The organism is Pseudomonas sp. NPDC098747 (assembly GCF_044760045.1).
Lineage (GTDB): Bacteria > Pseudomonadota > Gammaproteobacteria > Pseudomonadales > Pseudomonadaceae > Aquipseudomonas.
The window spans coordinates 128,824-151,829 of sequence record NZ_JBIWAL010000011.1 but is presented as its reverse complement, the minus strand read 5'-3'; the positions used below and the strand labels follow the sequence as shown (position 1 = coordinate 151,829).

General features: G+C 56.3%; 28 protein-coding genes and 1 pseudogene. 19 read left to right on the top strand and 10 right to left on the bottom strand.

Features of this window, described 5'->3' with window-relative positions:
* Positions 1-406: 406 nt before the first annotated feature.
* On the top strand, positions 407-1,378 hold the full coding sequence (locus ACIQVE_RS10170; protein ID WP_402807458.1) for an AraC family transcriptional regulator: 972 nt from the start codon (positions 407-409) through the stop codon (positions 1,376-1,378).
* Positions 1,379-1,459: 81 nt separating this feature from the next.
* Here the strand turns inward: ACIQVE_RS10170 and ACIQVE_RS10165 are convergent, their stop codons facing one another.
* Positions 1,460-3,379 carry a tyrosine-protein phosphatase gene (locus tag ACIQVE_RS10165; RefSeq protein WP_402807457.1) on the bottom strand — a complete coding sequence of 640 codons (1,920 nt, stop codon included), beginning with the start codon at positions 3,377-3,379 and terminating at the stop codon, positions 1,460-1,462.
* A gap of 285 nt (positions 3,380-3,664) precedes the next feature.
* Between ACIQVE_RS10165 and ACIQVE_RS10160 the strand changes: the two genes are divergently transcribed.
* The gene (locus ACIQVE_RS10160) at positions 3,665-4,105 is read left to right on the top strand and encodes a TspO/MBR family protein (RefSeq protein ID WP_402807455.1); all 441 of its coding nucleotides are present in this window, start codon (positions 3,665-3,667) and stop codon (positions 4,103-4,105) included.
* Positions 4,105-5,100, top strand: coding sequence for an alpha/beta hydrolase (locus tag ACIQVE_RS10155; RefSeq protein ID WP_402807452.1), 996 nt, complete (start codon positions 4,105-4,107; stop codon positions 5,098-5,100). Before ACIQVE_RS10160 ends, ACIQVE_RS10155 begins: the two co-directional genes overlap by 1 nt.
* A 42-nt stretch (positions 5,101-5,142) precedes the next feature.
* Here the strand turns inward: ACIQVE_RS10155 and ACIQVE_RS10150 are convergent, their stop codons facing one another.
* Complete coding sequence (locus ACIQVE_RS10150) at positions 5,143-5,409, bottom strand: hypothetical protein (RefSeq protein WP_402807450.1); 267 nt, start codon at positions 5,407-5,409, stop codon at positions 5,143-5,145.
* Between the two features lie 194 nt (positions 5,410-5,603).
* Here ACIQVE_RS10150 and msrA point away from each other — a divergent pair, with 194 nt between their 5' ends.
* Both msrA and ACIQVE_RS10140 read left to right on the top strand, forming a co-directional pair.
* Positions 5,604-6,110: a peptide-methionine (S)-S-oxide reductase MsrA gene (gene msrA / locus ACIQVE_RS10145; RefSeq protein ID WP_402807448.1), complete on the top strand. Its 507-nt coding sequence runs from the start codon at positions 5,604-5,606 to the stop codon at positions 6,108-6,110.
* Between the two features lie 72 nt (positions 6,111-6,182).
* Complete coding sequence (locus ACIQVE_RS10140) at positions 6,183-6,659, top strand: thiol-disulfide oxidoreductase DCC family protein (protein WP_402807446.1); 477 nt, start codon at positions 6,183-6,185, stop codon at positions 6,657-6,659.
* A 61-nt stretch (positions 6,660-6,720) separates the two neighbouring features.
* Here ACIQVE_RS10140 and ACIQVE_RS10135 read toward each other — a convergent pair whose 3' ends face one another.
* Together ACIQVE_RS10135 and ACIQVE_RS10130 are read right to left on the bottom strand one after the other, a co-directional pair.
* Entirely contained in the window at positions 6,721-7,848 is a 1,128-nt protein-coding gene (locus tag ACIQVE_RS10135; protein WP_402807443.1) for a saccharopine dehydrogenase family protein, read from the bottom strand.
* 113 nt (positions 7,849-7,961) lie between these two features.
* Positions 7,962-8,270, bottom strand: a complete 309-nt coding sequence (locus ACIQVE_RS10130; protein WP_402807442.1) for a putative quinol monooxygenase — start codon at positions 8,268-8,270, stop codon at positions 7,962-7,964.
* 117 nt (positions 8,271-8,387) lie between these two features.
* On the opposite strand from ACIQVE_RS10130, the gene ACIQVE_RS10125 reads away from it, so the two are divergent.
* The 9 genes from ACIQVE_RS10125 to ACIQVE_RS10085 all read left to right on the top strand — a co-directional run bounded on the left by ACIQVE_RS10125 (position 8,388) and on the right by ACIQVE_RS10085 (position 13,306).
* Positions 8,388-9,296 (top strand): LysR family transcriptional regulator, encoded by a 909-nt coding sequence (locus ACIQVE_RS10125; RefSeq protein ID WP_402807439.1) that lies wholly within the window; start codon positions 8,388-8,390, stop codon positions 9,294-9,296.
* Positions 9,297-9,384: 88 nt separating this feature from the next.
* Positions 9,385-9,600 (top strand): PLD nuclease N-terminal domain-containing protein, encoded by a 216-nt coding sequence (locus ACIQVE_RS10120; protein WP_402807436.1) that lies wholly within the window; start codon positions 9,385-9,387, stop codon positions 9,598-9,600.
* Between the two features lie 254 nt (positions 9,601-9,854).
* Positions 9,855-10,331 carry a hemerythrin domain-containing protein gene (locus ACIQVE_RS10115; protein ID WP_402807472.1) on the top strand — a complete coding sequence of 159 codons (477 nt, stop codon included), beginning with the start codon at positions 9,855-9,857 and terminating at the stop codon, positions 10,329-10,331.
* 114 nt (positions 10,332-10,445) lie between these two features.
* Entirely contained in the window at positions 10,446-11,015 is a 570-nt protein-coding gene (locus ACIQVE_RS10110; RefSeq protein ID WP_402807434.1) for an AAA family ATPase, read from the top strand.
* Positions 11,015-11,302 (top strand): barstar family protein, encoded by a 288-nt coding sequence (locus ACIQVE_RS10105; RefSeq protein WP_402807432.1) that lies wholly within the window; start codon positions 11,015-11,017, stop codon positions 11,300-11,302. The genes ACIQVE_RS10110 and ACIQVE_RS10105 overlap by 1 nt, the downstream gene beginning before the upstream one ends.
* A 72-nt stretch (positions 11,303-11,374) precedes the next feature.
* Positions 11,375-11,860, top strand: a complete 486-nt coding sequence (locus tag ACIQVE_RS10100) for a GNAT family N-acetyltransferase (RefSeq protein WP_402807430.1) — start codon at positions 11,375-11,377, stop codon at positions 11,858-11,860.
* A 20-nt stretch (positions 11,861-11,880) separates the two neighbouring features.
* Positions 11,881-12,285 carry a hypothetical protein gene (locus tag ACIQVE_RS10095; RefSeq protein WP_402807429.1) on the top strand — a complete coding sequence of 135 codons (405 nt, stop codon included), beginning with the start codon at positions 11,881-11,883 and terminating at the stop codon, positions 12,283-12,285.
* Between the two features lie 276 nt (positions 12,286-12,561).
* Positions 12,562-12,720: a DUF2986 domain-containing protein gene (locus ACIQVE_RS10090; RefSeq protein ID WP_402807427.1), complete on the top strand. Its 159-nt coding sequence runs from the start codon at positions 12,562-12,564 to the stop codon at positions 12,718-12,720.
* Between the two features lie 118 nt (positions 12,721-12,838).
* Positions 12,839-13,306, top strand: a complete 468-nt coding sequence (locus ACIQVE_RS10085) for a VOC family protein (protein WP_402807424.1) — start codon at positions 12,839-12,841, stop codon at positions 13,304-13,306.
* 100 nt (positions 13,307-13,406) lie between these two features.
* On the opposite strand, the gene ACIQVE_RS10080 is transcribed toward ACIQVE_RS10085, so the two are convergent.
* Positions 13,407-13,991, bottom strand: a complete 585-nt coding sequence (locus ACIQVE_RS10080; protein ID WP_402807421.1) for a TetR/AcrR family transcriptional regulator — start codon at positions 13,989-13,991, stop codon at positions 13,407-13,409.
* 161 nt (positions 13,992-14,152) lie between these two features.
* Between ACIQVE_RS10080 and ACIQVE_RS10075 the strand changes: the two genes are divergently transcribed.
* From ACIQVE_RS10075 to ACIQVE_RS10060, 4 genes are all read left to right on the top strand, one after another.
* Positions 14,153-14,941 carry an SDR family NAD(P)-dependent oxidoreductase gene (locus ACIQVE_RS10075; protein ID WP_402807419.1) on the top strand — a complete coding sequence of 263 codons (789 nt, stop codon included), beginning with the start codon at positions 14,153-14,155 and terminating at the stop codon, positions 14,939-14,941.
* A 3-nt stretch (positions 14,942-14,944) separates the two neighbouring features.
* Entirely contained in the window at positions 14,945-15,784 is an 840-nt protein-coding gene (locus tag ACIQVE_RS10070) for an alpha/beta fold hydrolase (protein WP_402807416.1), read from the top strand.
* A gap of 77 nt (positions 15,785-15,861) precedes the next feature.
* A complete protein-coding gene (locus ACIQVE_RS10065) occupies positions 15,862-16,860 on the top strand; it encodes an NADP-dependent oxidoreductase (RefSeq protein ID WP_402807413.1) in 999 nt (332 codons plus the stop codon).
* Positions 16,861-16,874: 14 nt separating this feature from the next.
* Entirely contained in the window at positions 16,875-17,039 is a 165-nt protein-coding gene (locus ACIQVE_RS10060) for a hypothetical protein (RefSeq protein ID WP_402807410.1), read from the top strand.
* Between the two features lie 97 nt (positions 17,040-17,136).
* Here ACIQVE_RS10060 and ACIQVE_RS10055 read toward each other — a convergent pair.
* The 3 genes and pseudogenes from ACIQVE_RS10055 to ACIQVE_RS10045 all read right to left on the bottom strand — a co-directional run bounded on the left by ACIQVE_RS10055 (position 17,137) and on the right by ACIQVE_RS10045 (position 19,854).
* Positions 17,137-18,164, bottom strand: a pseudogene (locus tag ACIQVE_RS10055) (alpha/beta hydrolase).
* Positions 18,165-18,189: 25 nt separating this feature from the next.
* On the bottom strand, positions 18,190-18,639 hold the full coding sequence (locus tag ACIQVE_RS10050; protein ID WP_402807407.1) for a cyclophilin-like fold protein: 450 nt from the start codon (positions 18,637-18,639) through the stop codon (positions 18,190-18,192).
* A 27-nt stretch (positions 18,640-18,666) separates the two neighbouring features.
* Positions 18,667-19,854 (bottom strand): MFS transporter, encoded by a 1,188-nt coding sequence (locus ACIQVE_RS10045; RefSeq protein WP_402807404.1) that lies wholly within the window; start codon positions 19,852-19,854, stop codon positions 18,667-18,669.
* 127 nt (positions 19,855-19,981) lie between these two features.
* On the opposite strand from ACIQVE_RS10045, the gene ACIQVE_RS10040 reads away from it, so the two are divergent.
* On the top strand, positions 19,982-20,875 hold the full coding sequence (locus ACIQVE_RS10040) for a LysR family transcriptional regulator (RefSeq protein ID WP_402807401.1): 894 nt from the start codon (positions 19,982-19,984) through the stop codon (positions 20,873-20,875).
* Positions 20,876-21,142: 267 nt separating this feature from the next.
* Here ACIQVE_RS10040 and ACIQVE_RS10035 read toward each other — a convergent pair whose 3' ends face one another.
* Positions 21,143-21,364 carry a DUF4952 domain-containing protein gene (locus tag ACIQVE_RS10035; RefSeq protein WP_402807398.1) on the bottom strand — a complete coding sequence of 74 codons (222 nt, stop codon included), beginning with the start codon at positions 21,362-21,364 and terminating at the stop codon, positions 21,143-21,145.
* 606 nt (positions 21,365-21,970) lie between these two features.
* Positions 21,971-22,942: a LysR family transcriptional regulator gene (locus ACIQVE_RS10030; RefSeq protein WP_402807396.1), complete on the bottom strand. Its 972-nt coding sequence runs from the start codon at positions 22,940-22,942 to the stop codon at positions 21,971-21,973.
* Positions 22,943-23,006 lie beyond the last annotated feature (64 nt).

The following is a 23,006-nucleotide window of genomic DNA, read 5'->3' as shown; positions in this document are numbered from 1 at the left end:
CGCGGAGTAACTTGTGATGCTGATAATCTTGTTGACTATCAGTCTGACTCCACAAGCACCCACACGAATTGCTTGATTCAGTTGTTAAAGAGCGGCTGGTTAAGATCTTTCGTCTCAACCGAGGCGCGCATTCTACAGCAGCCTCATTTGCTGTCAAGTGATTATTTTCATTTAAAATCAATCACTTACACCCGCTAGAAGCAATCTGCTGTCTGGCGGGAGGTGAATAATACAGGACTGAAACTTATGGTCAACCCCCATTAGAAAATTCTTTTTCAGACAGGAATCAATCAGTTGCAGCTCAGCCTGCTGCAACCGTCACAATCCTGTTATGTGCAACTGCTAGCCTCCCCCGCCGTACCAAACCCCCGTCGCCACGAGCCCCCCGATCAAGGAACCACCCAAGGTGTTCCCAACCTCACCACGCCAGCAAATCATCCTGCGCTCCGAAAACCTTCGCAGCGACGACTTCGGCGCTCTCTTCTCCAGACTGTTCGGCAACCGCTATTCAGAGATGCAACCGCCGCCCTCTAATATCATCATCGGCGGCGTCTACGGTCGGCACGAAGGTGTCAGCTTCCGTCGCATGCATTACCACGGCGACTTCACTGTCACCTTCCCCGACCCGCAGGACGAGATCACCTTCGTCATCCCCACTGCCGGCACCATCATCTTCAACCACACCACCGAGTCCATCGGCGTTTCGCAGATCGGCCTGGCAATCGACAAAGCCGATATCCGCTCGATGCACTTCCACAACAATCACGCGCAACATGGAATGTCGATCAATCGTCGGCAGCTCACCGAACGGTTATCGGCGCTGCTGGGCAAACCGATTTCACAAAAGGTCATCTTCGAGCCAGTGGTCGATCTGACCACGGCCGCGTTTCAGGGAATAAAGGCCTTGATTGATCTGGCGACAGGCACTGAGTTCGATCTGCTTATTAATAGCGGGACTCTAATGCCGGCACGCCTGAGAGAGATGTTGATCGATGCGGTGCTGGAAGCGTGGCCGCACAATTTCACTGAGGCGTTACTACGTCCGGCACCATTGATAGCGCCGCGGCATGTGAAGTTGGCGGTTGAGTTTATTCAGGCGCACCCAGAGCAACTGATCAGTGGCGTCGATCTGGCACGCTTGAGCAACGTCAGTCAGCGGGCATTGCAGGAGGGATTTCGGCGGTTTGTCGGGACTTCTATTGTGGCGTATCAGCGGCAGGTGCGACTGGAACGGGCTTATGAGGTACTTGCTCATCGGCATTCGAACTCAGTGACAGATGTGGCGTTGAGGTTTGGGTTCAGCAATGTCGGGCGGTTTTGTCAGTATTTTCAGAATGCTTTTGGGATTAGCCCTGCGGATTTGAAGTCTCGGGGCTGACTTAAATGCTGCCCATCAGGCAAGTAGCTATATATAGCGAGGAAGGTTGCTCCCTCGCCCTATATAAAGAGTCGTCCTTATTTAGAACGCATAGCTGGCCTTGAGGCTGCCGGCGAAACCATGGCTGTCGCCGCCACCGCTGGCACCGACTTCAGCGCCCACGCTCATCGGCCCCAGGCTGGCCATGATGTTAACGCCGCCAGTGAACTGATCACGGTTGTCAAAAGCGGCGCGCTGTTCGACATCAAGCCCCAACAAGTGACTTTCGCTGTCGACCTGGTGATCGCCAAGCACATGCTCGTATCCCACGCGCGCGCCCGGTACCAGTTGCCAAGTGCCCATCGCGATCGGCGCAAAGGACACATCCAGATTGGCAACAGCGCTGCGACGGGTTTGCTTGCTGTCATCGACGTCCAGCGCCAGTTCGCTGCCCTTCTCTTTAAAGCCTTTCAGATCGAGGTGACTGACACGCACACCGAGGCTCGGCTCCAGAATCACGCCACTCATTGGAACGCGGTAACCCAGCGCCAACGTCGTACCGGTGAGATTGCCGTGAGTGTCGCCCTTGGCTGTGCCGAGGCCGCCACCGAGTTCGCGCCTGCTGTCGTAGTCGACGTAACCGGCGCTGGCGTTGGCATCGACAAACAAACCGCGCTCCAGACTGGCGAAGCCGTAGCGAGCCCCCATATTAAAGAAGGTGAAATCGGTATCGGCTTCCCCTCCCGCGCCGCCGACAGTGCCGTTGCTATAGCCGAAGCCACCGCGTGCACTAAGTTGTTCGGAGAAGCGCTGGGTGACACCGACCATCAGGCCCTGGCTGTGTTCGTTGCTGCTTTCGGCGTGGGAGGAGCCGTCGGTGCCCAGGTATCCTGCGAGCGCAGTGGTCCACAAACGGTATTGGCCGATTTTCAGGTCGGTGCCGCTGGCAAATGGTGCGGTGGCTTGGTCGATCAGCGCGTTCTGGCGCAGCAGGTAGCTGGTCGCGTCGGCATGAACCTGGCCGCCGACCGTGGATTCGACACCGCCGAGGGTTCCGGCATCGATGGCTGATTGCAGGTAGTAGTTGTAGGCACTGTAGTTGCCGGAGAAGTGGGTGTTCTGTAGCTGTCGTAGTAACTCAGCACCTGCCGAAGCGTTGCCGACTAACCCCGCCTGACCCGGCAGGCTGTTGTACTTGACCAGTTTGCCCCGCAGGACATAGATCGTTTCCTGTGACAGTCCCAAGCCTTGTTTCAGGTAGTTGTCCATCGTGCCGTACTGCGCGGTAACTTCATCGAGGCCTGCCTGCAAGTAACTTGCCTCGACGCCGAGCAGCGGCGCATAGATGGCGGCCATGCTTGCAGGCATCGCCTTCAATGTCGCGGCGACGCGGGCGGCAGTGTAATCGTTGGTCGCCAGATAGTTGGCCATTATGGTCTCGCTATCGAGCCCGGCGATGCTCTGCAACACAGCGGCCGTCCAGCCTGTGCGGTCCTTACCGGCGGTGCAGTGGAACAGCTGAGCGGCGTCGACGCTGGCGAGCTCGTTAAACAGTTTGCCGAACTGGCCGCGCATCCCCGCATCGTTGACGAACGCGCGATTGGTCTGCTCCATCATCGCGATGGCATCGGCTGCGCTTTTGAACGAGACCGTAGTGATATTCGCACCGGAGGTGGTGCTGCCAATGATGTCGATGTTTTCGTAGGTCGCACCGGTAAGCAGCGTGTCAGGGGTCGCTGCGATTTCGCTTGGGGTGCGCAGGTCGTAAATGGCCTTGATGCTCAGACTGTTGAGGGCCTCCAGATCCGCCGCCGATGGGGTCAACGCGTTGGAACGGTAAAACACGCCGCTGCGCATTGTGCCGTCGTGGGCCGTAGAGTAGGCGGTGGTGAGGCCGGCGATATCCCGGAAGTTGTCGATGCTGTTCAGGCGCGGCGTATCGAGCGGAACGGATTCGGCGGCGTGGGCAGCGGCGACGGACAGACTCAGAACGGACAGCGAACACAGAAGACGTTGGAACACAGTGCAGCCTCATGAAATAAGCGTTGGGCTGGCTACTATCGGTTTTGCAGTGATACTGAATATGACAGATTGAGTGCAGATGAAAATGGCTGCGCGATCGGGCCGCGGGGTGCGCGATCTGTCCATGTGTTGGCGCGTTTAGAAAAACCTTACAGGAGCATTCGAGTGAAACGAGGCTGACGAATGCACGAACGGATAAATGTCTTCGCTCAATTCAAACTTTTCGCGCCGCCGGGCGTCATTTTCTTACACTCCCAAACAGCTGACCACAGCTAAGGACTGGCGATGACCTTCTTTATATTCCTTCTGGCCTGCGCGGCCGCCGCGACCACAGGCGTCATGTTCAAACCGGGCGAGTGGTATGAATCACTGGCAAAACCCGGCTTCACGCCACCCAACTGGGCGTTTCCGGTGGCATGGACTGTGATCTATCTGTTGCTGGCCTGGGCGGGTTACCGCTTGAGTCTTATTCCCGGGAGCCAAACAGTATTGGCATTGTGGGCGGCGCAGATTGCCCTGAATACATTGTGGACGCCGGTGTTCTTCGGCGCACATCAAATTCTTGCCGCCATGGTGATCCTCACACTGCTCTGGCTAGTGGTTGCGACAATGGTGGTACTGGCCGTGCAGCTTGATCTGATCACTGGTTTAATCCTGTTTCCATATCTGGCGTGGCTATGCGTTGCCGCGGCGTTGAATTTCTCCATTCTGATCAAGAACCGCTGATGAACACATTCACCCGAAAAGCACCTTGGCCTGAGGGCGAGCGCGAGTTGGCGCAAGTGCGCGACTTCAACAAAAAACTCGCTTGGTTGCCACGCTTTAAAATCCGCAATCGCATGATGCCAAGGATGATTCAAGCGCTACTGCACGCCAGTCAGATCGGTGGCGCGAGGAAACTGCGCAAGCATGGCCTTACGGTTGAACAGAAGGTGATTGATAGCGACGGCGTACCGGTGGCCGTGAGGATCATTCGGCCCAAAGGCCGGGCAAAAGGCGTAGTGCTGGATTATCACGGTGGCGGCTGGGTGATCGGCAACGCGCAGATGAATGACAACTTCAACGTTGCCATCGTTAATGCGTGCAATGTGACGGTCGTTTCGGTGGATTATCGGCTTGCGGTATCGACGCCCATTGAAGGGGTGATGGACGACTGCCTGGCGGCGGCTCGCTGGTTACTGACCGACGACGAATTTGCCGATCTGCCGGTGATTGTCGTTGGTGAGTCGGCCGGTGGTCATCTGGCGGCGGCCACGTTATTGGGCCTGAAACAATCGCCCGATTTGCTGCAACGGGTGAGCGGTGCGCTGCTGTATTACGGCGTCTACGATTTGACCGGTACGCCGAGCGTCCGCGCCGCGCCGCCGCAAACGCTGGTACTGGACGGTCCCGGCATGGTGGAAGCGTTGCGCATGCTCACGCCAGACCTGAGTGACGAAGAGCGCCGCCAGCCACCGTTGTCACCGCTGTATGGCGACTTCAGTGATTTCCCGCCGGCGCTGATGTTTGCCGGGGAACTGGATCCGCTACGCGACGACACCCTCGACATCGCCGAGCGCTGGATGCAATCGGCGCCTGTCGAGATGTACCTGCTGCCCTCCTCGCCCCATGGCTTTATTCATTTTCCAACCGCCATCGCTGAAAGCGTGTTGAGTTACAGCCATGAATGGATTTGCGCTCGGGTCGACGGACAAACAGCTGACGTAAAAAAGCCCGGCTGATAAAGCCGGGCTTCTTTCGAGTTCTGCGGTCAAACCATGCATTCAGACGGCACGGCGTTCGAGCAGACGGTCTGCACCACCTTCGGCAACCAGATTGCCCTTCAAACGATCCGCGCCATCAGCAGCAACGGCATCGCTGAACAATGGATCGGTTTGAGTCGCGGCAGCAACAGCGTCGCTGAACAGTGGGTCAGTCTGAGTGGCTGCTGCAACCGCATCGCTAAACAGTGGATCTGTTTGAGTTGCGGCGGCAACAGCATTCAGTGCGAACAGCGAGAAAGCGAGGCCGAGGAGGGTTTGGCGTTTCATGTTGATGTGCTCCGTGTGCAGTGGTTGGGTATGGAGCCGATCTTACGCCGCGTATTCGATATGAGAACCTGATTGGATTAATGGTTGCTATTGACGCAGTCAATGATTCGATTGAACGCTTCAGCCTTGGAATTCGACAACACGCCCTCATAACAATGACTACACCCAACATTCCCCGAGGGGAAGGACAGATCATGACCAGCCAAACCGAAACTGCCATCCTCGCCGGCGGGTGCTTCTGGGGGATGCAGGACTTGCTGCGGCGCTACCCCGGCGTGTTGCAAACGCGAGTCGGCTACACCGGCGGCGATGTGCCGAATGCCACGTACCGCAACCATGGCAATCATGCCGAAGCGATCGAAATCGTCTTCGATCCAGCCGTGATCAGTTACCGGCAGATCCTCGAGTTCTTCTTCCAGATCCACGATCCGAGCACACCCAATCGTCAGGGTAACGACCTCGGGCCCAGCTATCGCTCGGCGATCTACTACCTCAGCGAACAGCAACGCGATGTTGCCGAAGACACTGCAGCTGACGTTGACGCTTCAAAATTGTGGCCGGGCCGCGTGGTCACCGAAATCGAACCGGCCGGTCCCTTCTGGGAAGCAGAGCCTGAGCACCAGGATTACCTGGAGCGGATTCCGAATGGCTACACCTGCCACTTTATTCGGCCGAACTGGAAGTTGCCCAAGCGCGGTTGAGCGCAGTCAGCAGACTTCAGCGTTCACCGGCGGTATTATCCGGAGCAACCCGACTTCGATGGACTCACGCTCATGCCAACCGCGCAAACCCGCCCTACCTCCGCGCCATTGCTCAAATCGGGCGAGACCGTGGTGCTGTTCGACGGGGTGTGCAAGCTGTGCAATGGCTGGGCGCGGTTTTTGATTCGGCATGATCATCAGCGGCGGGTGCGGTTGGCGGCAGTGCAGTCGCCGGAAGGACAGGCGCTGCTGGCGTGGGCGGGGTTGCCGGTGGACCAGTTCGACACCATGGCGGTGATTCGCGACCAGTATTACTGGGAACGATCGGGTGCCTTTCTCGAAGTCATCGGCCAGTTGTCCGGCCGTTGGCAGCCCTTGCGCTTGCTGCGCTTTTTCCCGCGTGCGCTACGGGACTGGGCTTACGACCGTATCGCGCTGAATCGTTATCGGCTGTTCGGCAAGTACGATACCTGCTTGCTGCCCAATCCTGATCACGAGCAGCGTTTTCTGAAAATGCCTGCGCCATCGGCGGCTAGATCAGAAAGCTGACCAGTTGCACCGGCGTCTTCTTGGTCACCATCATCAGCACAATCACACAGAAAAAGCATGCTCAGGGCTGCCCGTCAGAAAACTGCACGGACAGGCTCAGATTGGCCGGGTCGTTGATCGCGGCCATGTATTCAGCGACGCTGATTTCGCCAACGCAGGGCCGGGCACCGGGTTGCGGCACATAACCTGCGGCCATTTTCGCGGCCAGTGCGACGGCTGCGCAGCTGGGGATTTCCGGGCCTTTGTCGTTAAGAGCGGTCAGTTGTGCGGTCATGCTCAGCGGTTGACCTTCAACGCCTGCGCCCTGAACGTCGATGTACATCGCACTTTTTCCATCGCCAAAACGCTCGAATCGGGTGCCTAGCCTATGCAGTCTGGCGGCCCAAGGGAGATGGTTGCGAACCAGCCCGATTTTTACTGCCTGCGCCAACAATCCGTTGGCAATCGCGCCGAGTTTCAGCCCAGCACCCGCCTTGAAGCTCAGCGTGCGCGCGCCATATCGGCTAGCGAAGATATCCATGTCCGGCACGTCGACATTCGCCAGCAAGCGGGTGCCCAGTTCCGGTATTTTGCGCAAGGTCAGACCCTGCCAACCCGATACTTCATGCACCTTGCCGTTTTTCAGTTGTTTGATCGGCTTGCCGGCGTAGGCCAGCACACCTTCGATCGTCGACAACCCCGGCATTTTCGCCGAAGCGGATACGCCGTATTCGATCGAATCGATACGCGAGAATCGGTGACGCTGCTGATCGATGATGGCTGACGAAAGCGTCGGCACCGAACTGCAGCCACTTAGGATCGCCACCCCCGCCGCTTTCGCCCGGGCATCGAGAATGCCCACGGCATTGACGAAGGTTCGGCAGTCCGCCAGGTCGCAGTAATTTACCCCGGCAGCGATGCAGTTTTCGGCGACCGCATAGGATTGACCCTGAAACGGCCCGCCGGTATGAACCACCAACTGGATGTTCAACGAACGCAAAGCGATGCTGAACTCAGGGCCCATGGCGTCTCCACACCAACCTTCGGCGACCGCAGCCGATTGGCTGCTCAGCTCATCGACCTTGCGCTGCAATTTTTGCGGATCGCGACCCGAGAGCAACAGTTCTATGCCCGGCATGACTGCCAAATGCCCACAAACGATGCTACCGAAATTGCCGTAGCCACCGACCACCATCACCCTGAACGGCATTCAAATCTTCCCTAATTGACAGGCTGTTCTCAGCCAATATTCGACGTGCATAAACCGCCGTGAAGAATATAGACCCGGGCATCAGCAAGCCACTCAACAATGGCGTGAAGCCGTCAGCTAGAAACCTGCTCAAGGAAGATCAACTGCAAAGGCTCTTCGAGCAGGTCATCAGCCTTAGCCGCGAAGCACTTGAAGTACGGCATGGAGAAATGCACATCCAGTGCTGCTTGATCCTTGAACGCTTCGCGCATGTAGAACGTGCCGCGTTCGTCGCGCAGTTCAAACAACACATAGTCGAGATTGCCTGGCTCAGCCCGGGTCGGCTCGACCAGCGCCAAAAGCCCTTCTTTCAATGCCTGTTCCTGACCCGCTTTGGCCTTGAGTACGGCAATCGAAACCAACACTTCAGTGGGCGCGTTCATCATCAGTTTTCCAAAATATTAAAAGAGGTACTACCGGGTAAGCGCCGCCATCCTCGACTTTCCACCGATAAAGAAAAACCCGCAGAATGCGCCAACACTTTCACAGCAGGAGTGAAAATGATCCGCATCGATGATCTCTCCCTATTCACTCGCAGCGCAGCGCTGGGCAGCTTTACCGCTGCGGCATTGGAGGTCGATCTGTTACCGGGCCAGGTCGCCGCCGCCATCAAACGCCTGGAGCGGGAACTGGACGTGCGCCTGTTCGCACGAACCACACGCAGCCTGCGTCTGACGGCCGAAGGTGAGCAATACCTGCCCACCGCCCACGCCGTGCTCGAAGCCCTGAAGCAAGGCGAGGAAAACCTGCGCGGTGAGAACGCCACGCTGCGCGGCGTGCTGCAAGTCACTGCGCCGTCTGATCTGGGGCGCAATATTCTGTTGCCGTGGTTAACGGCGTTTCGTCGTCAGCATCCGGAACTGACGCTGCGCTTTGTGCTGTCGGACCAGATGGCCGACCTGTTTCGCAACCCGGTGGACGTCGCCATTCGATACGGTACCAACGAAGACGCCAACTATGTGGCACTGCCACTCGCACCCTGGAATCACCGGGTGTTGGTCGCATCGAAGGCCTATGTGCAACGTCATGGGCAGCCGAACACGCCGGACGATTTGTTGAATCATCCTTGCCTGCTCTACCTGCAGAATGGTCGGGTCTACGATAAATGGTGCCTGGGTGGGCAGACGATTCAGGTCTCTGGCCCGCTGTTCAGCGACGACGCCGATGTGGTTCGGCGCTGGGCACTGGACGGTGAAGGTATCGCCTACAAATCCTGGCTGGATGTCAGCGCTGACGTGAGCGCAGGACGTCTGCTTGTCCTGCTGCCAGACTTTCCGGGAGAGGCCTCGCCGTTGAGTCTCGTATGCCCGCATCGCAAGCAAATCTCCCCTGCGGTAGCGCAACTGTATGCGTGGTTGAGCAACCAGTTTGTCGGACTGCAACCGAACTTAACCGGGCAAGCGCAATAGCCACCGCAACGAACGGGGCGACGCTTCAGAAATTAAATGAACCCGCCGCACCACTCGCCACCTAAGGAAGACCATCAGGAGGTAGCCAATGCATATCGAAATCGTGTGGATCGTACTGGCGGCAGTTCTTCTATTGATCGAACTGTGGGCCATCAATCGGGTGCGTAAGAGTGACGGGAAATCGAACAACAAGGGGGTATGGATCATATTGATTGTGTTTGTGCCGTTGTTCGGACTGATCGCCTGGGCGATCGCAGGGCCTAAACACATCAGCCAGAACACCGCGTCGCATCCCGGCCGTTAATTAAGTAAGCAATGCACCGGCATCACGCATAAAAATCTCGACAGAGTCAGTGCAAACGGTGATCTGCAATGCCCGCCCGACGTCGTTCATGCAGGCTGCACGAAGGCTTTTTGCCCCACTCATCGCAACCCCTTGATCCACCGCGGTTAGGGGTTGCGTCACAAGTTGGCACAGCAAATGCGAAAGCTTCAGGGACTTCACAGCGCCGTGGCACAACGGCCTGTGTCCAACCCGTGAAAGCAGAGGCAACCACCATGAACGCCATCGACCTTCTCAAAGCCGATCATGAAAAAGTAAAAAGCATCCTCACCCAACTGAGCGAGTCCACCGACCGGGCGCTAAAAAAACGCACCGAGCTGCTGGCCAAGCTGGAGATGGAAATCTCGATCCACACCCGCCTCGAGGAAGAGATTCTCTACCCCGCGTTCAAGCAAGCGGGTAGCAAAGAGCAGGACATCATGTACTTCGAAGCCAAGGAAGAGCATCGCACTGTCGACTCGCTGGTGCTGCCGGACCTGAAAATGACTGATCCCGGCACACCGGAATTTGCTGGCCGGGTGAAAGTTGTCAAGGAGTTGCTGGAGCACCACATCGAAGAGGAAGAGACGGAAATGTTTCCTCAGGCGAAAAAGCTCTTGGGCAAAGCCAAGCTCGATGAACTTGGCGCGCAAATGGAAGCCATGAAAGCCAGCTATAAGAAGGACATGGCGGCCGGCAAAATGGCTGCTTGATTGTCAGACGCACCACGAGCCCGGCGTAATGCCGGGCCTTTTTTTGGTGATTAGGGCCAACCTCACGTCATGTTGATTTAGACTTGCCGACTTTTTGCCGCAAGGGATTTGCACATGCAGCGCATCGTTATTCTGGGCAACTCGGGCAGTGGTAAATCCACCTTGGCCCGGGAAATCGGCCTGCGTCTCGGGGTGCCGGTTGTTCACCTTGACCCGCTGTTCTGGGAGAACGGCTGGATCGAGCCGGAAAACGATATTTTCCGCGAGCGGGTACGCCAAGCCATCGCCGGTGACGCGTGGGTGTGTGAAGGCAATTATTCCCGACGCACCTTCGATCTGCGCCTGCCCCGAGCAGAGCTAATCATCTGGCTCGATACACCACGCCTTACCTGCCTGCGACGGGTCATCATGCGCAGCGCATCGAACCGGCCACGCGCTGATCTGCCGGCAGGATGCACAGAACGACTGGATAAAGCGTTTCTGGAATTTCTGAAATTTGTCTGGCACTTTGATCGAGTCAATCGCCCCGGCATTGAGGTCAATCGTATGGCGATTTCACCGCAGGTACCGGTTATTCACCTTCGAGGGATGCCGCAGATTTCGACGTTTCTAGCGGGTCTGAACAAACCAGTACGCACGTCTCTTGGGAAGCAATTTGGAAACCTTATTCGTGAGGCGGAATGATGTCGCGACTTCAGATAGTTAGCATTGATTTAAGCAAAGTGATTAGCACAGAAAAACTGCATTCCATCTTGAAAGAAGCCTTCGGATTCCCCGACTGGTACGGCTGCAACTGGGATGCTTTCTGGGACTCCATTACGGCAATCGTCGAAATGCCCATGCATTTGAAAATTTCCGGGTGGGATGCTTTATCCAAGCGGTTACCCAGAGATGCGGCACTCCTGAAGGAATGTCTGGAACAAATGGCGCGAGAGTATCCAGATTCGGCGCCCGCTGTGGAATACGACTAAAAGAACAGCCAAATGCCACATGCCCGCGCAATCCCGCGCCCCTCTCAACACACTCAAGGAACGTAACTCATCATGGACGACACCATCACCTACCGCACCGCAACCGCCGAAGATGCACTGACGATGTGCGAGCTCGGCCAATTGCTCAACTCAGTGCACCACGCTGCCCGTCCCGATATTTATGCCGCCGCCACCGAAGACTTCTCACGCGACCTGCCGCATTGGTCCGGGGTTTTCGAGAAGCAGGATCAGGTAGTTTTTATCGCGCACCTCGGAGATCAGGCAGCCGCCTTTATCACTGCCAGCCTGTCGGCCAGCGCCCCGCCGCTGATGCAGCCGCAGAAGGTCGTGCGCATCGGCTCGGTGTGTGTCGCCGAGCGGTTTTCCGGCCAAGGCATTGGTCGGGCGCTGATTGAACGCGTCAGGGATTGGGCGATTGAACATGACGCACAGGATTTGCGCCTGACTGTCTGGCCGTTCAATGAACGTGCGGCGCGCATGTATGCGGAGTTCGGCTTCGAGGATCGCGCAGTCGAAATGGGCATGCGTCTGGTATGAGCAGGCAGCACCGAGTTGTGATGATCGTCTTCGGTTTACTGGTGTTTTACATTGGGCTGTGGGCGGCATCCCAGTGGTGGGAAAAGGCGTTGGCCATCCCTTACGGCGACGCTGACATCAGTCCAGACCGCTGCACCCGGGTCCAGGCGTTCAGGCCTTATTGGTTGTTGCCAAACTCCTTTCATCCTCAGTTCCACCCGGACGACCCGCAAGACCGATCCTGGTTCATCAGTTGGGGAGGCCCGGCGTTTTTCCGCCTGTACGATAATCGTAACGGTCAGTTGCTCGGTGAAAGCAGAATCTACGACCTGACGGCGTATGGCGCGCCGGTGTCCTGGGGTTCCAGGGACTGCGCTTTGGTTATGGTCGGCCTTATCCAGATTGGTCATATCCCGCGCGACTGCGCACGAAATCGGCCGTATTGATCGCCGTTCAAGTGCAGATGCCAAATCCGTCTACGCTCACTCGACTCCGGGTGCAAGACATTGGTTGATGGAGGAAGCGTCGGCGCCAACGATCCACGCTGTTCGCGACTTTATCGGGATGTAAGGATTAATGTTGCCTGTACCCTGCCCATGCGTCAGGATTCCCCCCCTTTTAGGCCGCAGGCAGCAAACGCTTAGCCGTTTGCGACCCTTGGGCCCAGGCGACCGAGTTGCCCTTCGATCGTCGATACTCAACAAACAAGCCGAGTCGTCAACATGAACCGCCAGAAAAAACTGAAGCAGTTGTTCAGAGAAAAAGCCAAAAAGGCCAGCGCAAAACTGGCCCCGAAGAAAGAAAAGTACATCAGTAAGGCAGATCGATTGAAGATGGATGAGGAAACTGTTGCCGAGCCGGTGGATTCCACCGAGAGCTGAGGCAATACCCTCGAGGGCGCGGGCCACTGGAAGCCATTGGGGATCCATTCATCAACCTTGATCGAGTTCCCGCCCCCCCCGTGATTAATCCGCGCGCCGTTTCGGCGGGAGGCATTCAATGGAACTGAAGTTCAGTCATGTCGACGTACTGGTCAACAATCTCGAAGAAGCGTGTGCTTACTACGCACTGATCCTCAAAGCCAAGATCTCCAAAACCCAAGTCTGGGAACGAGGTGGGCTGCATGTGCGCTACTCGATTGCACTGATCGGACAGGAGCGTTTCATGCTTGTGCAACCGTTGGCGGGGAACCTGAAGACGCTGCTGGATACCGCTGGCGAAGGAATGATCTACCGTCACTGCTATTCGACACCGGACATCGAGAAGGCCTATGACGAGTTGCTGATCGCCGGTGTGCAACCTGAAGATGAAAACGGAAAACCATTGCTTCGCGCAGACCTGCAATCACCGTCCGGTACACGCATCATCTGGCTGCCCAAACGCTTCGGACACTTTTCCATCGAAATTCTGGAAGAAAAATCGCTGGAGGCTTTTGTCGAGGCTGCGTTTTGCCCTGATTCGCTTTAGGCGTCCACCAAGACTTCCAGAACAGACGGCTACGGACAACCGCTTTGTGTCGCCCAACGCCGGAATGAACGCGACTCAGCAAACGGTGTACGACATCCATCTACCCCGTCTGCGATTCCACAACCAATGATTCGGTCATCTGCGCATGACACACCGCCAGAATCTCATCGGCCAGTGCCGAGTCGTCAGGGCAAGCGCGCGATAGCATGATCGCGCCGACCGCATGCGCCAACAGGTCGATCATTTTCACCCTCGCCTCACCCGGCGCCGCATCCGGCCCGGTCGGATATTTTTCGCCGAGCGTTTGCAACGTGCGCTCGATGCCTTCAGCGAACGCCGACTTCAAATCGTCCGACTGACGCGCCGCATCGCCGCACAACGCCGCCATGGTGCAACCCGTGGCGCGCCCGTCGCGATGATCCCTGGACACGTACACATCGATGAAATCCTTCACGCTCAGCTCTTCAACGCTGGCCAGTGACTGCGCCAGGCTCTTGGCCGAGGCTTCAGCCATCAAGTCAGCCTTCGAACCGAAATGCTTGTAGAAACCGCCATGGGTAAAACCGGCGGCGGCCATCACGTCGACCACGCCGACACCGTCAAAACCGCGCTCGCGAAACACCACTGAGGCCGTTTCGACGATGTGCGCCCGGTTCGCCTGAGCCTGGGCTTTGGATACTCGCATGTTCGATACCTCGCTACAGCTGGAAATTCATCGCCTGATGATACATAGATGTTGATCATAATTAAAACCATTGACAGCTTAGAGTTCGATCATCATCCTAATTACAGATCATACGAAACATCCTCAATCCCAAACCGTGTTCCCTGAAAAGAGCTGACATCATGACTACTCGCCCTACCGTTCTCATCACTGGCGCGTCCACCGGCATCGGCGCGGTGTACGCCGAGCGTTTCGCCCAACGCGGGCATGATCTGGTGTTGGTCGCCCGCGACCATTCGCGCCTGGAAACCCTTGCCGCGAAGTTGCGGGGCGAACACAACGTCACCGTTGAAGTGCTTCAGGCCGATCTGACTCAACTCAGCGATCTGCACACCGTCGAAGCGCGCCTGCGTGATGACGCACGCATCGGCATCCTCGTCAACAATGCCGGCGCCGCACAGTCAGGCACCTTCATCGAACAAAGCACCGACAGCGTTGCACAACTGGTGGCGCTCAACACCACCGCGCTGGTGCGGCTCGCCAGTGCCATCGCGCCACGCTTGGCCAAAGCAGGTGACGGCTCGATCATCAACATCGGTTCGGTGGTGGGTCTGGCGCCTGAGCTCGGCATGTCGGTCTATGGCGCGACCAAAGCGTTTGTGCTGTTCCTTTCCCAAGGCCTGAGCCTGGAACTCTCGCCCAAGGGTGTTTATGTGCAAGCCGTACTGCCCGCCGCCACCCGCACGGAGATCTGGGATCGCGCCGGTATCGACATCAACACCTTGAGCGAAATCATGGAAGTGGGCGACCTGGTCGATGCCGCACTGGTTGGCTTCGACCGACGCGAGCCGGTGACCATTCCGCCGCTGCATGAAGGCGAGCGCTGGGATGCTTTGCAGGCCGCGCGTCAGGGGCTTATGTCGCAGATCCGGCAGTCCGCCGTGGCGCAACGCTATTTGACGCAAGCCTGAATCATGTCGAGCACGTCATTTATCTACGCGCCTAACCAGTCGGTGCGGATTGGCGGGATACCCTTCGCCTATCGTGATCTGGGACCCCGCACCGGGGTCCCGCTGGTCATGCTCAACCATTGGGGGGCCGTGCTGGATAACTTTGACCCAAGAATCGTCGACGGCCTGGCCAAAAAACGGCGGGTGATCACTGTTGATTACCGCGGTATCGGTGGCTCGGGTGGCGCAGCGCCATTGACCGTCGGCGAGATGGCAGACGATGCAATCGGTCTGATACGGGCGCTGGGTTTTGACGCGGTTGATCTGCTCGGCTTTTCACTCGGCGGTTTCGTCGCTCAAGACATCGCCCTGAAGGCCCCCGAACGAGTGCGCAGGTTAATCCTCACCGGTACCGGACCGGCCGGTGGCAGCGGCATCGCCAGCGTCGGTTCGGTGAGCTGGCCATTGATGATCAAAGGTTTGCTGACGCTGCGAGACCCCAAGTTCTATCTATTCTTTACTGCCACGGCCAATGGTCAACGTGCCGCGTCCGAGTATTTGCAACGCTTGAAAGAGCGCCAGCACCAGCGGGACAAAGGCCCGACACCCCGTGCGTTTTTGCGGCAGCTCAAAGCCATTACTGCGTGGGGCAAGCAGGCGTCGCAAGATCTCGGGCGCCTGCGCATGCCGACCCTTATAGCCAACGGCGACAACGACATCATGGTGCCCACCGCGAACTCGATTGATCTGGCAGAGCGAATTCCGAACGCGCAACTGATCATTTATCAGGACGCCGGGCACGGCAGTATTTTCCAGTACCACACTGATTTCGTGGTCAAGGCTTCGGCGTTCCTCGACGCCTGACAGTTTCCACGTCTGATCGCATCAGCGTTTTCGTGGCCGCGCACCCTTCTCACTCCACCGACCAGAGCATCTGCAACATGAAAGCATTTTTTATCGACCGCTACGGCAAGCAGAACGGAAGGATTGGTGAAGTGCCCGACCCTGTCGTCGGTGTGCATGACGTACTGATCCAGGTGCATGCAACGAGCGTGAACCCGTTGGATTCAAAGATCAGAACGGGGGAATTCAAACTCATCCTGCCCTATACATTCCCACTGATATTGGGCAATGACCTGGCCGGCGTTGTCGTAAGTACGGGCTCGGCAGTGAAGCGATTCAAACCAGGAGACGAGGTCTATGCACGCCCTCCCGAGTCACGTATCGGGACGTTTGCTGAATTGATCGCGGTGAACGAAAACGCGCTCGCGCTGAAACCCTCGAATCTCGACATGGCCGAAGCGGCGTCCATCCCCTTGGCCGCTTTGACGGCCTGGCAGGCGCTGGTTGAAATCGCTCAGGTGAAAAAAGGCCAGAAGGTACTGATTCACGCCGGATCCGGCGGTGTCGGCACGCTGGCCATTCAGCTCGCCAAACACCTTGGCGCCTTCGTTGCGACCACCACCAGCGCAGCGAATGTCGACTGGGTGAAAGCACTCGGGGCGGATGTGGTCATCGATTATAAACAGCAGGATTTTGCCCACGAATTGCGCGATTTCGACGTGGTGTTGAACAGCCTCGGCGCCAATGTACTGGAGAAATCAGTCAAGGTTCTCAAGCCTGGCGGACAGCTCATTTCCCTGTCGGGGCCGCCGACCGCGCAGTTTGCCAAAGAGCAAGGTTTGTCTTGGGTGTTGGGGCAAATCATGCGCCTGCTGAGCAGCGGTATTCGCAGAAAAGCCCGTAAGCACGGGGTGAGCTATGCATTTTTGTTTATGCGTGCTGACGGGACACAACTGCAAAAAATCACCGCGCTTATCGAGGCTGGCGTCATAAAACCGGTCATCGATCGTTCCTTCCCTTTTGAATCGATTGCACAAGCGTTGCAGTACGTCGAGCAAGGCAGATCAAAAGGCAAAGTCATCGTGACAATCAAATAAGCGCACGAAGAAGAATGTCACTCGATAACGTAAATGCCGCCAAGGATCAGAAGACTCCAGACACTGAACCAGAGGAGCAGCTACCAGACAACATGCACACGCAGGAACAGTTGCAACCGGAAGTCGCGGCAGTAGAAAAGCCGATGATTGTTTGGCGTAGCTTGATGCTTGAGCAGTGACGAGAAAGGGTTTTTTCCACTTTTATCAGCAGAAACAACTTTCGCGAAGAGCCTCACGATCGTGAAGCTCTTTGGCAAGATAACCCCTGCGTGCTGGTTACTTCAGATTGCTCTGAAAGAAGGCTGCCAACTTGTCGAAAGGAATGAGATTGACACGATCATAGAGGTCAACATGGCCGGCACCGGGATGATAACGAGCTCCTTGGGCTGTCCGGCGAGTTTGTAGGCTTCCTCGCTGAACTCTCTTGAGTGCGCATCTGCGCCGGCAATGAACAACATCGGGCGCGGAGAAATCGTCTCGATATCATTGAACGGGTAGAAGTTCATGAACTTGATATTGCTCGTCAGGGTCGGGTGCGTCGTCAGTTCTTTAGAGGAACTGGAAGGCGTGTACTCGCCGCGAGGTGTGCGGTAGAAGTCATAGAACTCGCGTTGAATGGGATGAGTGTTCTCATCCAGCTGATGCACCGTGCCGCTGGTGTAAACGGTTTTACCGCCAGCGAACTCCACATCACGCTGCTGTGCCGCTTGCGCAATGGTTTCCTTTCGTTGCTCAAGCGTTTGCGAGTGCTTCAGACCATTGCGATTGGCTGCGCCCATGTCATACATGCTGACGGTTGCGATGGCTTTCATGCGTGGGTCGATCTTGGCCGCGCTGATGACGAAACTGCCGCTGCCACAGATGCCGATGGCGCCAATCCGCTCTTTGTCGATGAAAGGCTGTGCACCGAGAAAGTCCACTGCCGCACTGAAGTCCTCGGCGTAGATTTCCGGCGAAACAGCGTTGCGCGTACGCCCCTCGCTTTCACCCCAGAACGAAAGATCCAGTGACAGAGTCACAAAGCCTTTCTCGGCCATTTTCGTGGCATAGAGGTTAGCGCTCTGCTCCTTGACCGCGCCCATCGGGTGGCCAATAACAATCGCCGGGCTCTTCGATTTTGCGTCGAGGTTTTTCGGGATGAATAGATTCCCCGCCACATTCATTTGATATTGGTTTTTGAAGGTGACCTTCTGCACGGTCACTTTTTCGCTGGTATAAAAATTATCTGCGCCGTTAGACATATCGGCTCCTACTGCTGAGAGTGAACTGACAAGAAGCGTTAATAAAACAATGAGTTTTTTCATTGGAAGCCCTGTTGATTCAGATTGATCAGTCTTTAGAGAACATCACACGCACATCCCCTCGCCCCAGCGCCTGCACCAGGTCAGCGATGTCATCCACACGCCCGAGCCGCGTGTAGGCGTACGCCGAATCGAAAGTTGAATAGAAAACCACCAGCGTATCGGCGCCATACAACATCAAGTCGCCGCTGTGGATCGTCCCCGGTTTGCTCGCGTTGGCGGGCATTGCTTCGGGAAGGCTGGCGTGTTTCTCATTGCGGTTGAGATCGCTCATTTCGATTGTTAGCGGTAGTAGCCTGGCAAACGCGCCAGCGGCGGCGTTATCGGCCAACGTAATGGCGAAGCGGTGTTCCCCAACGGTCATCCACATGCGAGATTTCTCCGGTATTGAAGACGCCGACGCGGCATCACTTACAGCGACGTAACCGCCCGACACGAACATTGCAGACAGCAAACCAAGCCAGCGAAGTACCCTCATGGCCCATCTCCCGTAAAGTTGTATGTCTCAAGCGGATTGCGGTGTTGGGGAGCGTGATGTCAGCAACGTCACGAATGCGGCAAGCAGCAGCACGCCCGCGCTAAACATGAAAGTGCTCTGATAGCCGCTATGATCGAAAAGCAGTCCGCCGATGTTCGAGCCCAGGGCAATGGCCAGTTGAATCACCGCAACCATCAAGCCTCCCCCGGCCTCGGCATTATTGGGTAAGACCTGCGCGATCCAGCTCCACCACCCGACTGGGGCTGCCGTGGCCAACAATCCCCAAAAGCCAAGCAGTACAGCGACGACTACGACCGAGGATCCAAAGGGAATCAGTGCCAAAGCGATCAACGCCATCAGCATCGGTATGACGATCAATGTCCGGAAGAGGCCGCGCCTTAAAAACGGGCCGATGATCAGAGTGCCGATGAAGCCTGCAACTCCGATCACCAGCAGGATCAGCGACAGCGTGGATACGTCGACGCGCGTCACCGTTTCGAGGAAAGGTCGCAGGTAGGTGAACAGTGCGAACTGCCCCATGAAAAAGGCGCCGCATCCGGCCATACCGATTGCGACAGATCGGCTCTTCAACAGCTTCAAGGCATTGCCCGTTCCCGACGTGCGCGGCTCTACCTTCATGCTCGGCAGGCTGATCCACAGCCAGATAAAAGCAACTACCGCTACTGGCACCAGGCAAAAAAACGCGCCGCGCCAACCGATGATCGAGCCCAGATAGCTGCCCAGCGGTGCGGCAATCACGGTAGCCAGCGCATTGCCGCCATTGAAGATGGCCAAGGCTTTGGGCACCTGCGAGGCTGGCACCAGTCGCATCGCCGTCGCAGCCGACATCGACCAAAAACCACCAATGACCACACCGATCAAGGCACGACCGATCATGTATGTCAGGTAGTTGGGGGCCAGTGCGACGATCGCGCCGGAAGCGGCCATCAACCCTGCCAATGCCATCAGCAATATCTTGCGGTTGAGGGTTCCGGCCATCCAGGAGATGGTCAGGCTGCTTAAAACGGCAAATGCCCCGGAGATCGCAATGCCCTGCCCGACCATCCCTTGCGTCACCTGAAGATCATCGGCCATCGGCGTCAGCAGACTGACCGGCATGAACTCCGATGCGATCAGCGCGAAGACACAAAGCGTCATTGCAAAAACGCCGCTCCAATGAGCAGGCGCATTCTTGGTGGCGGAAACAGCGACCATCGGGGCCTCACTAACATTCATATTCATGCCGCCAATGGTGACGACTGAACGCGTGCGCGACTAGCTAATGAATGCTTAACAAGGTTATAAGCTCAGCTAATCAATCGACTGTAATGGCGTTTGCAAAATGGTCAGAAGAAATCTCAACGATCTGCTGTCGTTCGTGACGGTGGCGCGCGAAGGCAGCTTTACGCGCGCCGCAGGCGTGTTGGGCGTCACGCAATCTGCGCTGAGTCAGGCCATCAGCGGTCTGGAAGCACGTCTGCAAATCCGGTTACTGACGCGCACCACACGCAGCGTTTCGCCGACCGCCGCCGGCGAGAGGCTGTTGAACGCGATCGGCCATCGCTTCGATGAAATCGAAACGGAGCTGGATATCCTCACGGACCTGCGCGACAAGCCTGCCGGCACGGTACGCATCACCTGCGGTGATCACGTTTTGCGGACAACGCTCCTTCCAAAACTCACGGCATTGCTGCACGAATATCCCGATATCAATGTCGAGTTCGACGTCAATTACGGCTTCAGAGACATCGTTGCAGATCGTTTTGATGCGGGTGTGCGACTGGGGGATACCATCGACAAAGACATGATCGCCGTTCCGATAGGGCCACCCTTGCGCATGGCCGCCGTCGCCTCGCCGGCGTACTTCACCTCGCACGAGCGCCCAAAAAATCCACGAGACCTGATGAACCACAACTGCATCAATCAACGCATGCAGACATCAGGCGGGCTCTATGTATGGGATTTCGAGCGACGCGGCAAGCAAGTGAACGTGCGCGTAGACGGCCAGCTCATATTCAACACATCGACCCATATCGTGTATGCCGCTTTGGCCGGGCTGGGCATTGCCTACCTTCCCGAAGAGGAGTTTGAACCGCATCTCCAGGAAGGCCGGCTAGTGCGGATTCTGGAAGACTGGTGCGTACCCTTTTCTGGTTACTACTTGTACTACCCCAACCGTCGGCAACCTTCACCGGCATTCACACTGGTTGCGAATGCCCTGCGCGAAGGGGTTTAGTGGGGCGAGCCTGTGCTTCACGATTACGCTACCTCGGTGTCACTTTGCCCCCCCCCCGAAATCGTGTTCAAGGTTCCTCAGTAGAAAAAGAAACATTGATTTGGAAGGTTTTTATCTCTGACCAACGATCCCGCTTATTCACGGGTGTTTCTTCAGACCCCATACCTAGCATGTACCCTAGATGTGTTTTGTTATCCCGATAAAAATACGGTGTGAAATCCCAGCCGCAACAGATGTACTGAAGTTTTGGCAGCCCGAAAGCCTGATTCATGACTGCTCTGCTTTGAGTGCATCTGTGCCTTTGACACGGTAGCGAGCAACAAAAGGTTTGCCCTGCAGGTCGATGTCTTGCGTGCATTCTAGAAGCTCTACAAATTCTGGCTTATCGCTGAGTTTCGCCAGAAAGTCCTCGCAGTGCGGCTCCGCCTTTGCGCAGACGGCCGACACCGACAGCATGACGAAGAGAAGTCCGCGGATGAGTCTTTTCATTCGTTTCTCCTTGGCTCGGGTAGCTTCTGATCCGATCTGCTTATTGAGTATTCTACGGACGGCTTCTTTCGGCCATAAGCGGACGCGTATTGGCAGAGGCGCTACCGACTCCTGTTTCCAGAATTTGTCGATGGCTTCGTAACCTCAGCAATGTTTTGTGTCTCGTTAAATTTTCACGAACGCTGCAAAGAGCTCGAAATACTTCAAGAGGACGGTCATGTACCCTTTCGCGATTAGAGAAGTCTATGGCAGCAACAAACTGCTAATTGAGTTCTATCCACAGCCATCGGACATTGGGTTTCAGGAGGCGCTGCGCCTGGTGCTGGCACCATTGGGATTCTCAGTCAACACCACGGAGCATGGCATATGGGCATCCCACTCCCATCCAGAAAGTAAGTTTGGAACTGTCCGAATTGACAGCGACTCTTGGAGCGCTTTCGGAGAAGCTGACCCTTTTTCCGATAACCCCACTCTCAATAGGCAACTAATTTATGAGCTCGGCGCAATCCTCACCGCTAGCGGAGGGTACCAAGAGGTACCGTGGCATTGCGCAGGTAAGACAGATGGCTAAACGTCTGTAAACGGCTATGCATTGGGAAAGTTAAATCAGAACTCTCCCACCTTATTAGCACTGCGCATGAAATCAACAAACGCACGCAGCTTGCCTGGCATGTGTTTACGATGGGGGTAGTAAAGATGAAACGCATCGTCCATGCCGCTGTGCTGCTTCAATATCTGATTAAGCGTACCGTTTTCTAACGCATGCTTCGCGAAGTCCTCGAAAACGAAACCAATGCCTTGGCCTTGTATTGCCGCATCAAGGACGGATCTCATTTCGTCAAAAATAAAACGCCCTTGAACATCGATTTGAACCATTTGCCCGCCATCTTCGAACTTCCATTCAAAGAATCTTCCGCCAACTGAATACCGCTGGCGAATGCAGTTGTGCTTCAGCAGTTGCTCCAGCGTCTGTGGCTCAACCCGCGTGCTGAAGTAATCAGGCGCAGCCACCACAATTCTTTTTTGTGCCGCTCCCAACTGTACCGCGACCATGTCGTTTTGCACTCTTTTCCCCATGCGCATGCCGATATCGAAACCGGCATTAACGATATCGCCAAGTTGGTTATCCAGTGATACCTCGACATTAATCAGCGGGAATTTTTCCATAAAGGCGGTTAGATGCGGTTCGATCAAGATGTGGTATGCAACGTACGAAGAGTTGAGGCGCACTGTGCCCGATGGTTGATCAGTCGCGAGCAAGACTTGTGACAGGGAGTCTCTGATCAACGCAAGCGCAGGTGCTAATGCTGCGTTCAATGACGCGCCGGCCTCGGTCAGGCTGACACTGCGTGTTGTTCGATTGAATAGCCGCACATTGAGTTGCGCTTCTACACTTTTGATCGTGCGTGATACCGCAGTTGGCGTGACACCGATTTCTGCGGCGGCGCGAGCGAAGTTCAAATGTCTGGCGGCAGCCTCGAAGGTTAAAAGACCGGGGAAATGCACCGGCGGCAAAGGAAGTGAACCCTCTATGCCCTCAGCGCGCGTCGGGCTCTGCATTATGACTTTTTTGATCATACTGTATCCACGCCCATGACTATTTACGTCATTATTATTGGCCTCCATAGTTGATACAGCAAGG

What these genes read in the sequence shown, in the direction of transcription:
- ACIQVE_RS10160 (WP_402807455.1), top strand. Translation starts at nt 3,665, where the DNA reads ATGACCTTCTTTATATTCCTTCTGGCCTGCGCGGCCGCCGCGACCACA.
- ACIQVE_RS10155 (WP_402807452.1), top strand. Translation starts at nt 4,105, where the DNA reads ATGAACACATTCACCCGAAAAGCACCTTGGCCTGAGGGCGAGCGCGAG.
- ACIQVE_RS10150 (WP_402807450.1), bottom strand. Translation starts at nt 5,409, where the DNA reads ATGAAACGCCAAACCCTCCTCGGCCTCGCTTTCTCGCTGTTCGCACTG.
- msrA (WP_402807448.1), top strand. Translation starts at nt 5,604, where the DNA reads ATGACCAGCCAAACCGAAACTGCCATCCTCGCCGGCGGGTGCTTCTGG.
- ACIQVE_RS10140 (WP_402807446.1), top strand. Translation starts at nt 6,183, where the DNA reads ATGCCAACCGCGCAAACCCGCCCTACCTCCGCGCCATTGCTCAAATCG.
- ACIQVE_RS10135 (WP_402807443.1), bottom strand. Translation starts at nt 7,848, where the DNA reads ATGCCGTTCAGGGTGATGGTGGTCGGTGGCTACGGCAATTTCGGTAGC.
- ACIQVE_RS10130 (WP_402807442.1), bottom strand. Translation starts at nt 8,270, where the DNA reads ATGAACGCGCCCACTGAAGTGTTGGTTTCGATTGCCGTACTCAAGGCC.
- ACIQVE_RS10125 (WP_402807439.1), top strand. Translation starts at nt 8,388, where the DNA reads ATGATCCGCATCGATGATCTCTCCCTATTCACTCGCAGCGCAGCGCTG.
- ACIQVE_RS10120 (WP_402807436.1), top strand. Translation starts at nt 9,385, where the DNA reads ATGCATATCGAAATCGTGTGGATCGTACTGGCGGCAGTTCTTCTATTG.
- ACIQVE_RS10115 (WP_402807472.1), top strand. Translation starts at nt 9,855, where the DNA reads ATGAACGCCATCGACCTTCTCAAAGCCGATCATGAAAAAGTAAAAAGC.
- ACIQVE_RS10110 (WP_402807434.1), top strand. Translation starts at nt 10,446, where the DNA reads ATGCAGCGCATCGTTATTCTGGGCAACTCGGGCAGTGGTAAATCCACC.
- ACIQVE_RS10105 (WP_402807432.1), top strand. Translation starts at nt 11,015, where the DNA reads ATGTCGCGACTTCAGATAGTTAGCATTGATTTAAGCAAAGTGATTAGC.
- ACIQVE_RS10100 (WP_402807430.1), top strand. Translation starts at nt 11,375, where the DNA reads ATGGACGACACCATCACCTACCGCACCGCAACCGCCGAAGATGCACTG.
- ACIQVE_RS10095 (WP_402807429.1), top strand. Translation starts at nt 11,881, where the DNA reads ATGATCGTCTTCGGTTTACTGGTGTTTTACATTGGGCTGTGGGCGGCA.
- ACIQVE_RS10090 (WP_402807427.1), top strand. Translation starts at nt 12,562, where the DNA reads ATGAACCGCCAGAAAAAACTGAAGCAGTTGTTCAGAGAAAAAGCCAAA.
- ACIQVE_RS10085 (WP_402807424.1), top strand. Translation starts at nt 12,839, where the DNA reads ATGGAACTGAAGTTCAGTCATGTCGACGTACTGGTCAACAATCTCGAA.
- ACIQVE_RS10080 (WP_402807421.1), bottom strand. Translation starts at nt 13,991, where the DNA reads ATGCGAGTATCCAAAGCCCAGGCTCAGGCGAACCGGGCGCACATCGTC.
- ACIQVE_RS10075 (WP_402807419.1), top strand. Translation starts at nt 14,153, where the DNA reads ATGACTACTCGCCCTACCGTTCTCATCACTGGCGCGTCCACCGGCATC.
- ACIQVE_RS10070 (WP_402807416.1), top strand. Translation starts at nt 14,945, where the DNA reads ATGTCGAGCACGTCATTTATCTACGCGCCTAACCAGTCGGTGCGGATT.
- ACIQVE_RS10065 (WP_402807413.1), top strand. Translation starts at nt 15,862, where the DNA reads ATGAAAGCATTTTTTATCGACCGCTACGGCAAGCAGAACGGAAGGATT.
- ACIQVE_RS10060 (WP_402807410.1), top strand. Translation starts at nt 16,875, where the DNA reads ATGTCACTCGATAACGTAAATGCCGCCAAGGATCAGAAGACTCCAGAC.
- ACIQVE_RS10050 (WP_402807407.1), bottom strand. Translation starts at nt 18,639, where the DNA reads ATGAGGGTACTTCGCTGGCTTGGTTTGCTGTCTGCAATGTTCGTGTCG.
- ACIQVE_RS10045 (WP_402807404.1), bottom strand. Translation starts at nt 19,854, where the DNA reads ATGGTCGCTGTTTCCGCCACCAAGAATGCGCCTGCTCATTGGAGCGGC.
- ACIQVE_RS10040 (WP_402807401.1), top strand. Translation starts at nt 19,982, where the DNA reads ATGGTCAGAAGAAATCTCAACGATCTGCTGTCGTTCGTGACGGTGGCG.
- ACIQVE_RS10035 (WP_402807398.1), bottom strand. Translation starts at nt 21,364, where the DNA reads ATGAAAAGACTCATCCGCGGACTTCTCTTCGTCATGCTGTCGGTGTCG.
- ACIQVE_RS10030 (WP_402807396.1), bottom strand. Translation starts at nt 22,942, where the DNA reads ATGATCAAAAAAGTCATAATGCAGAGCCCGACGCGCGCTGAGGGCATA.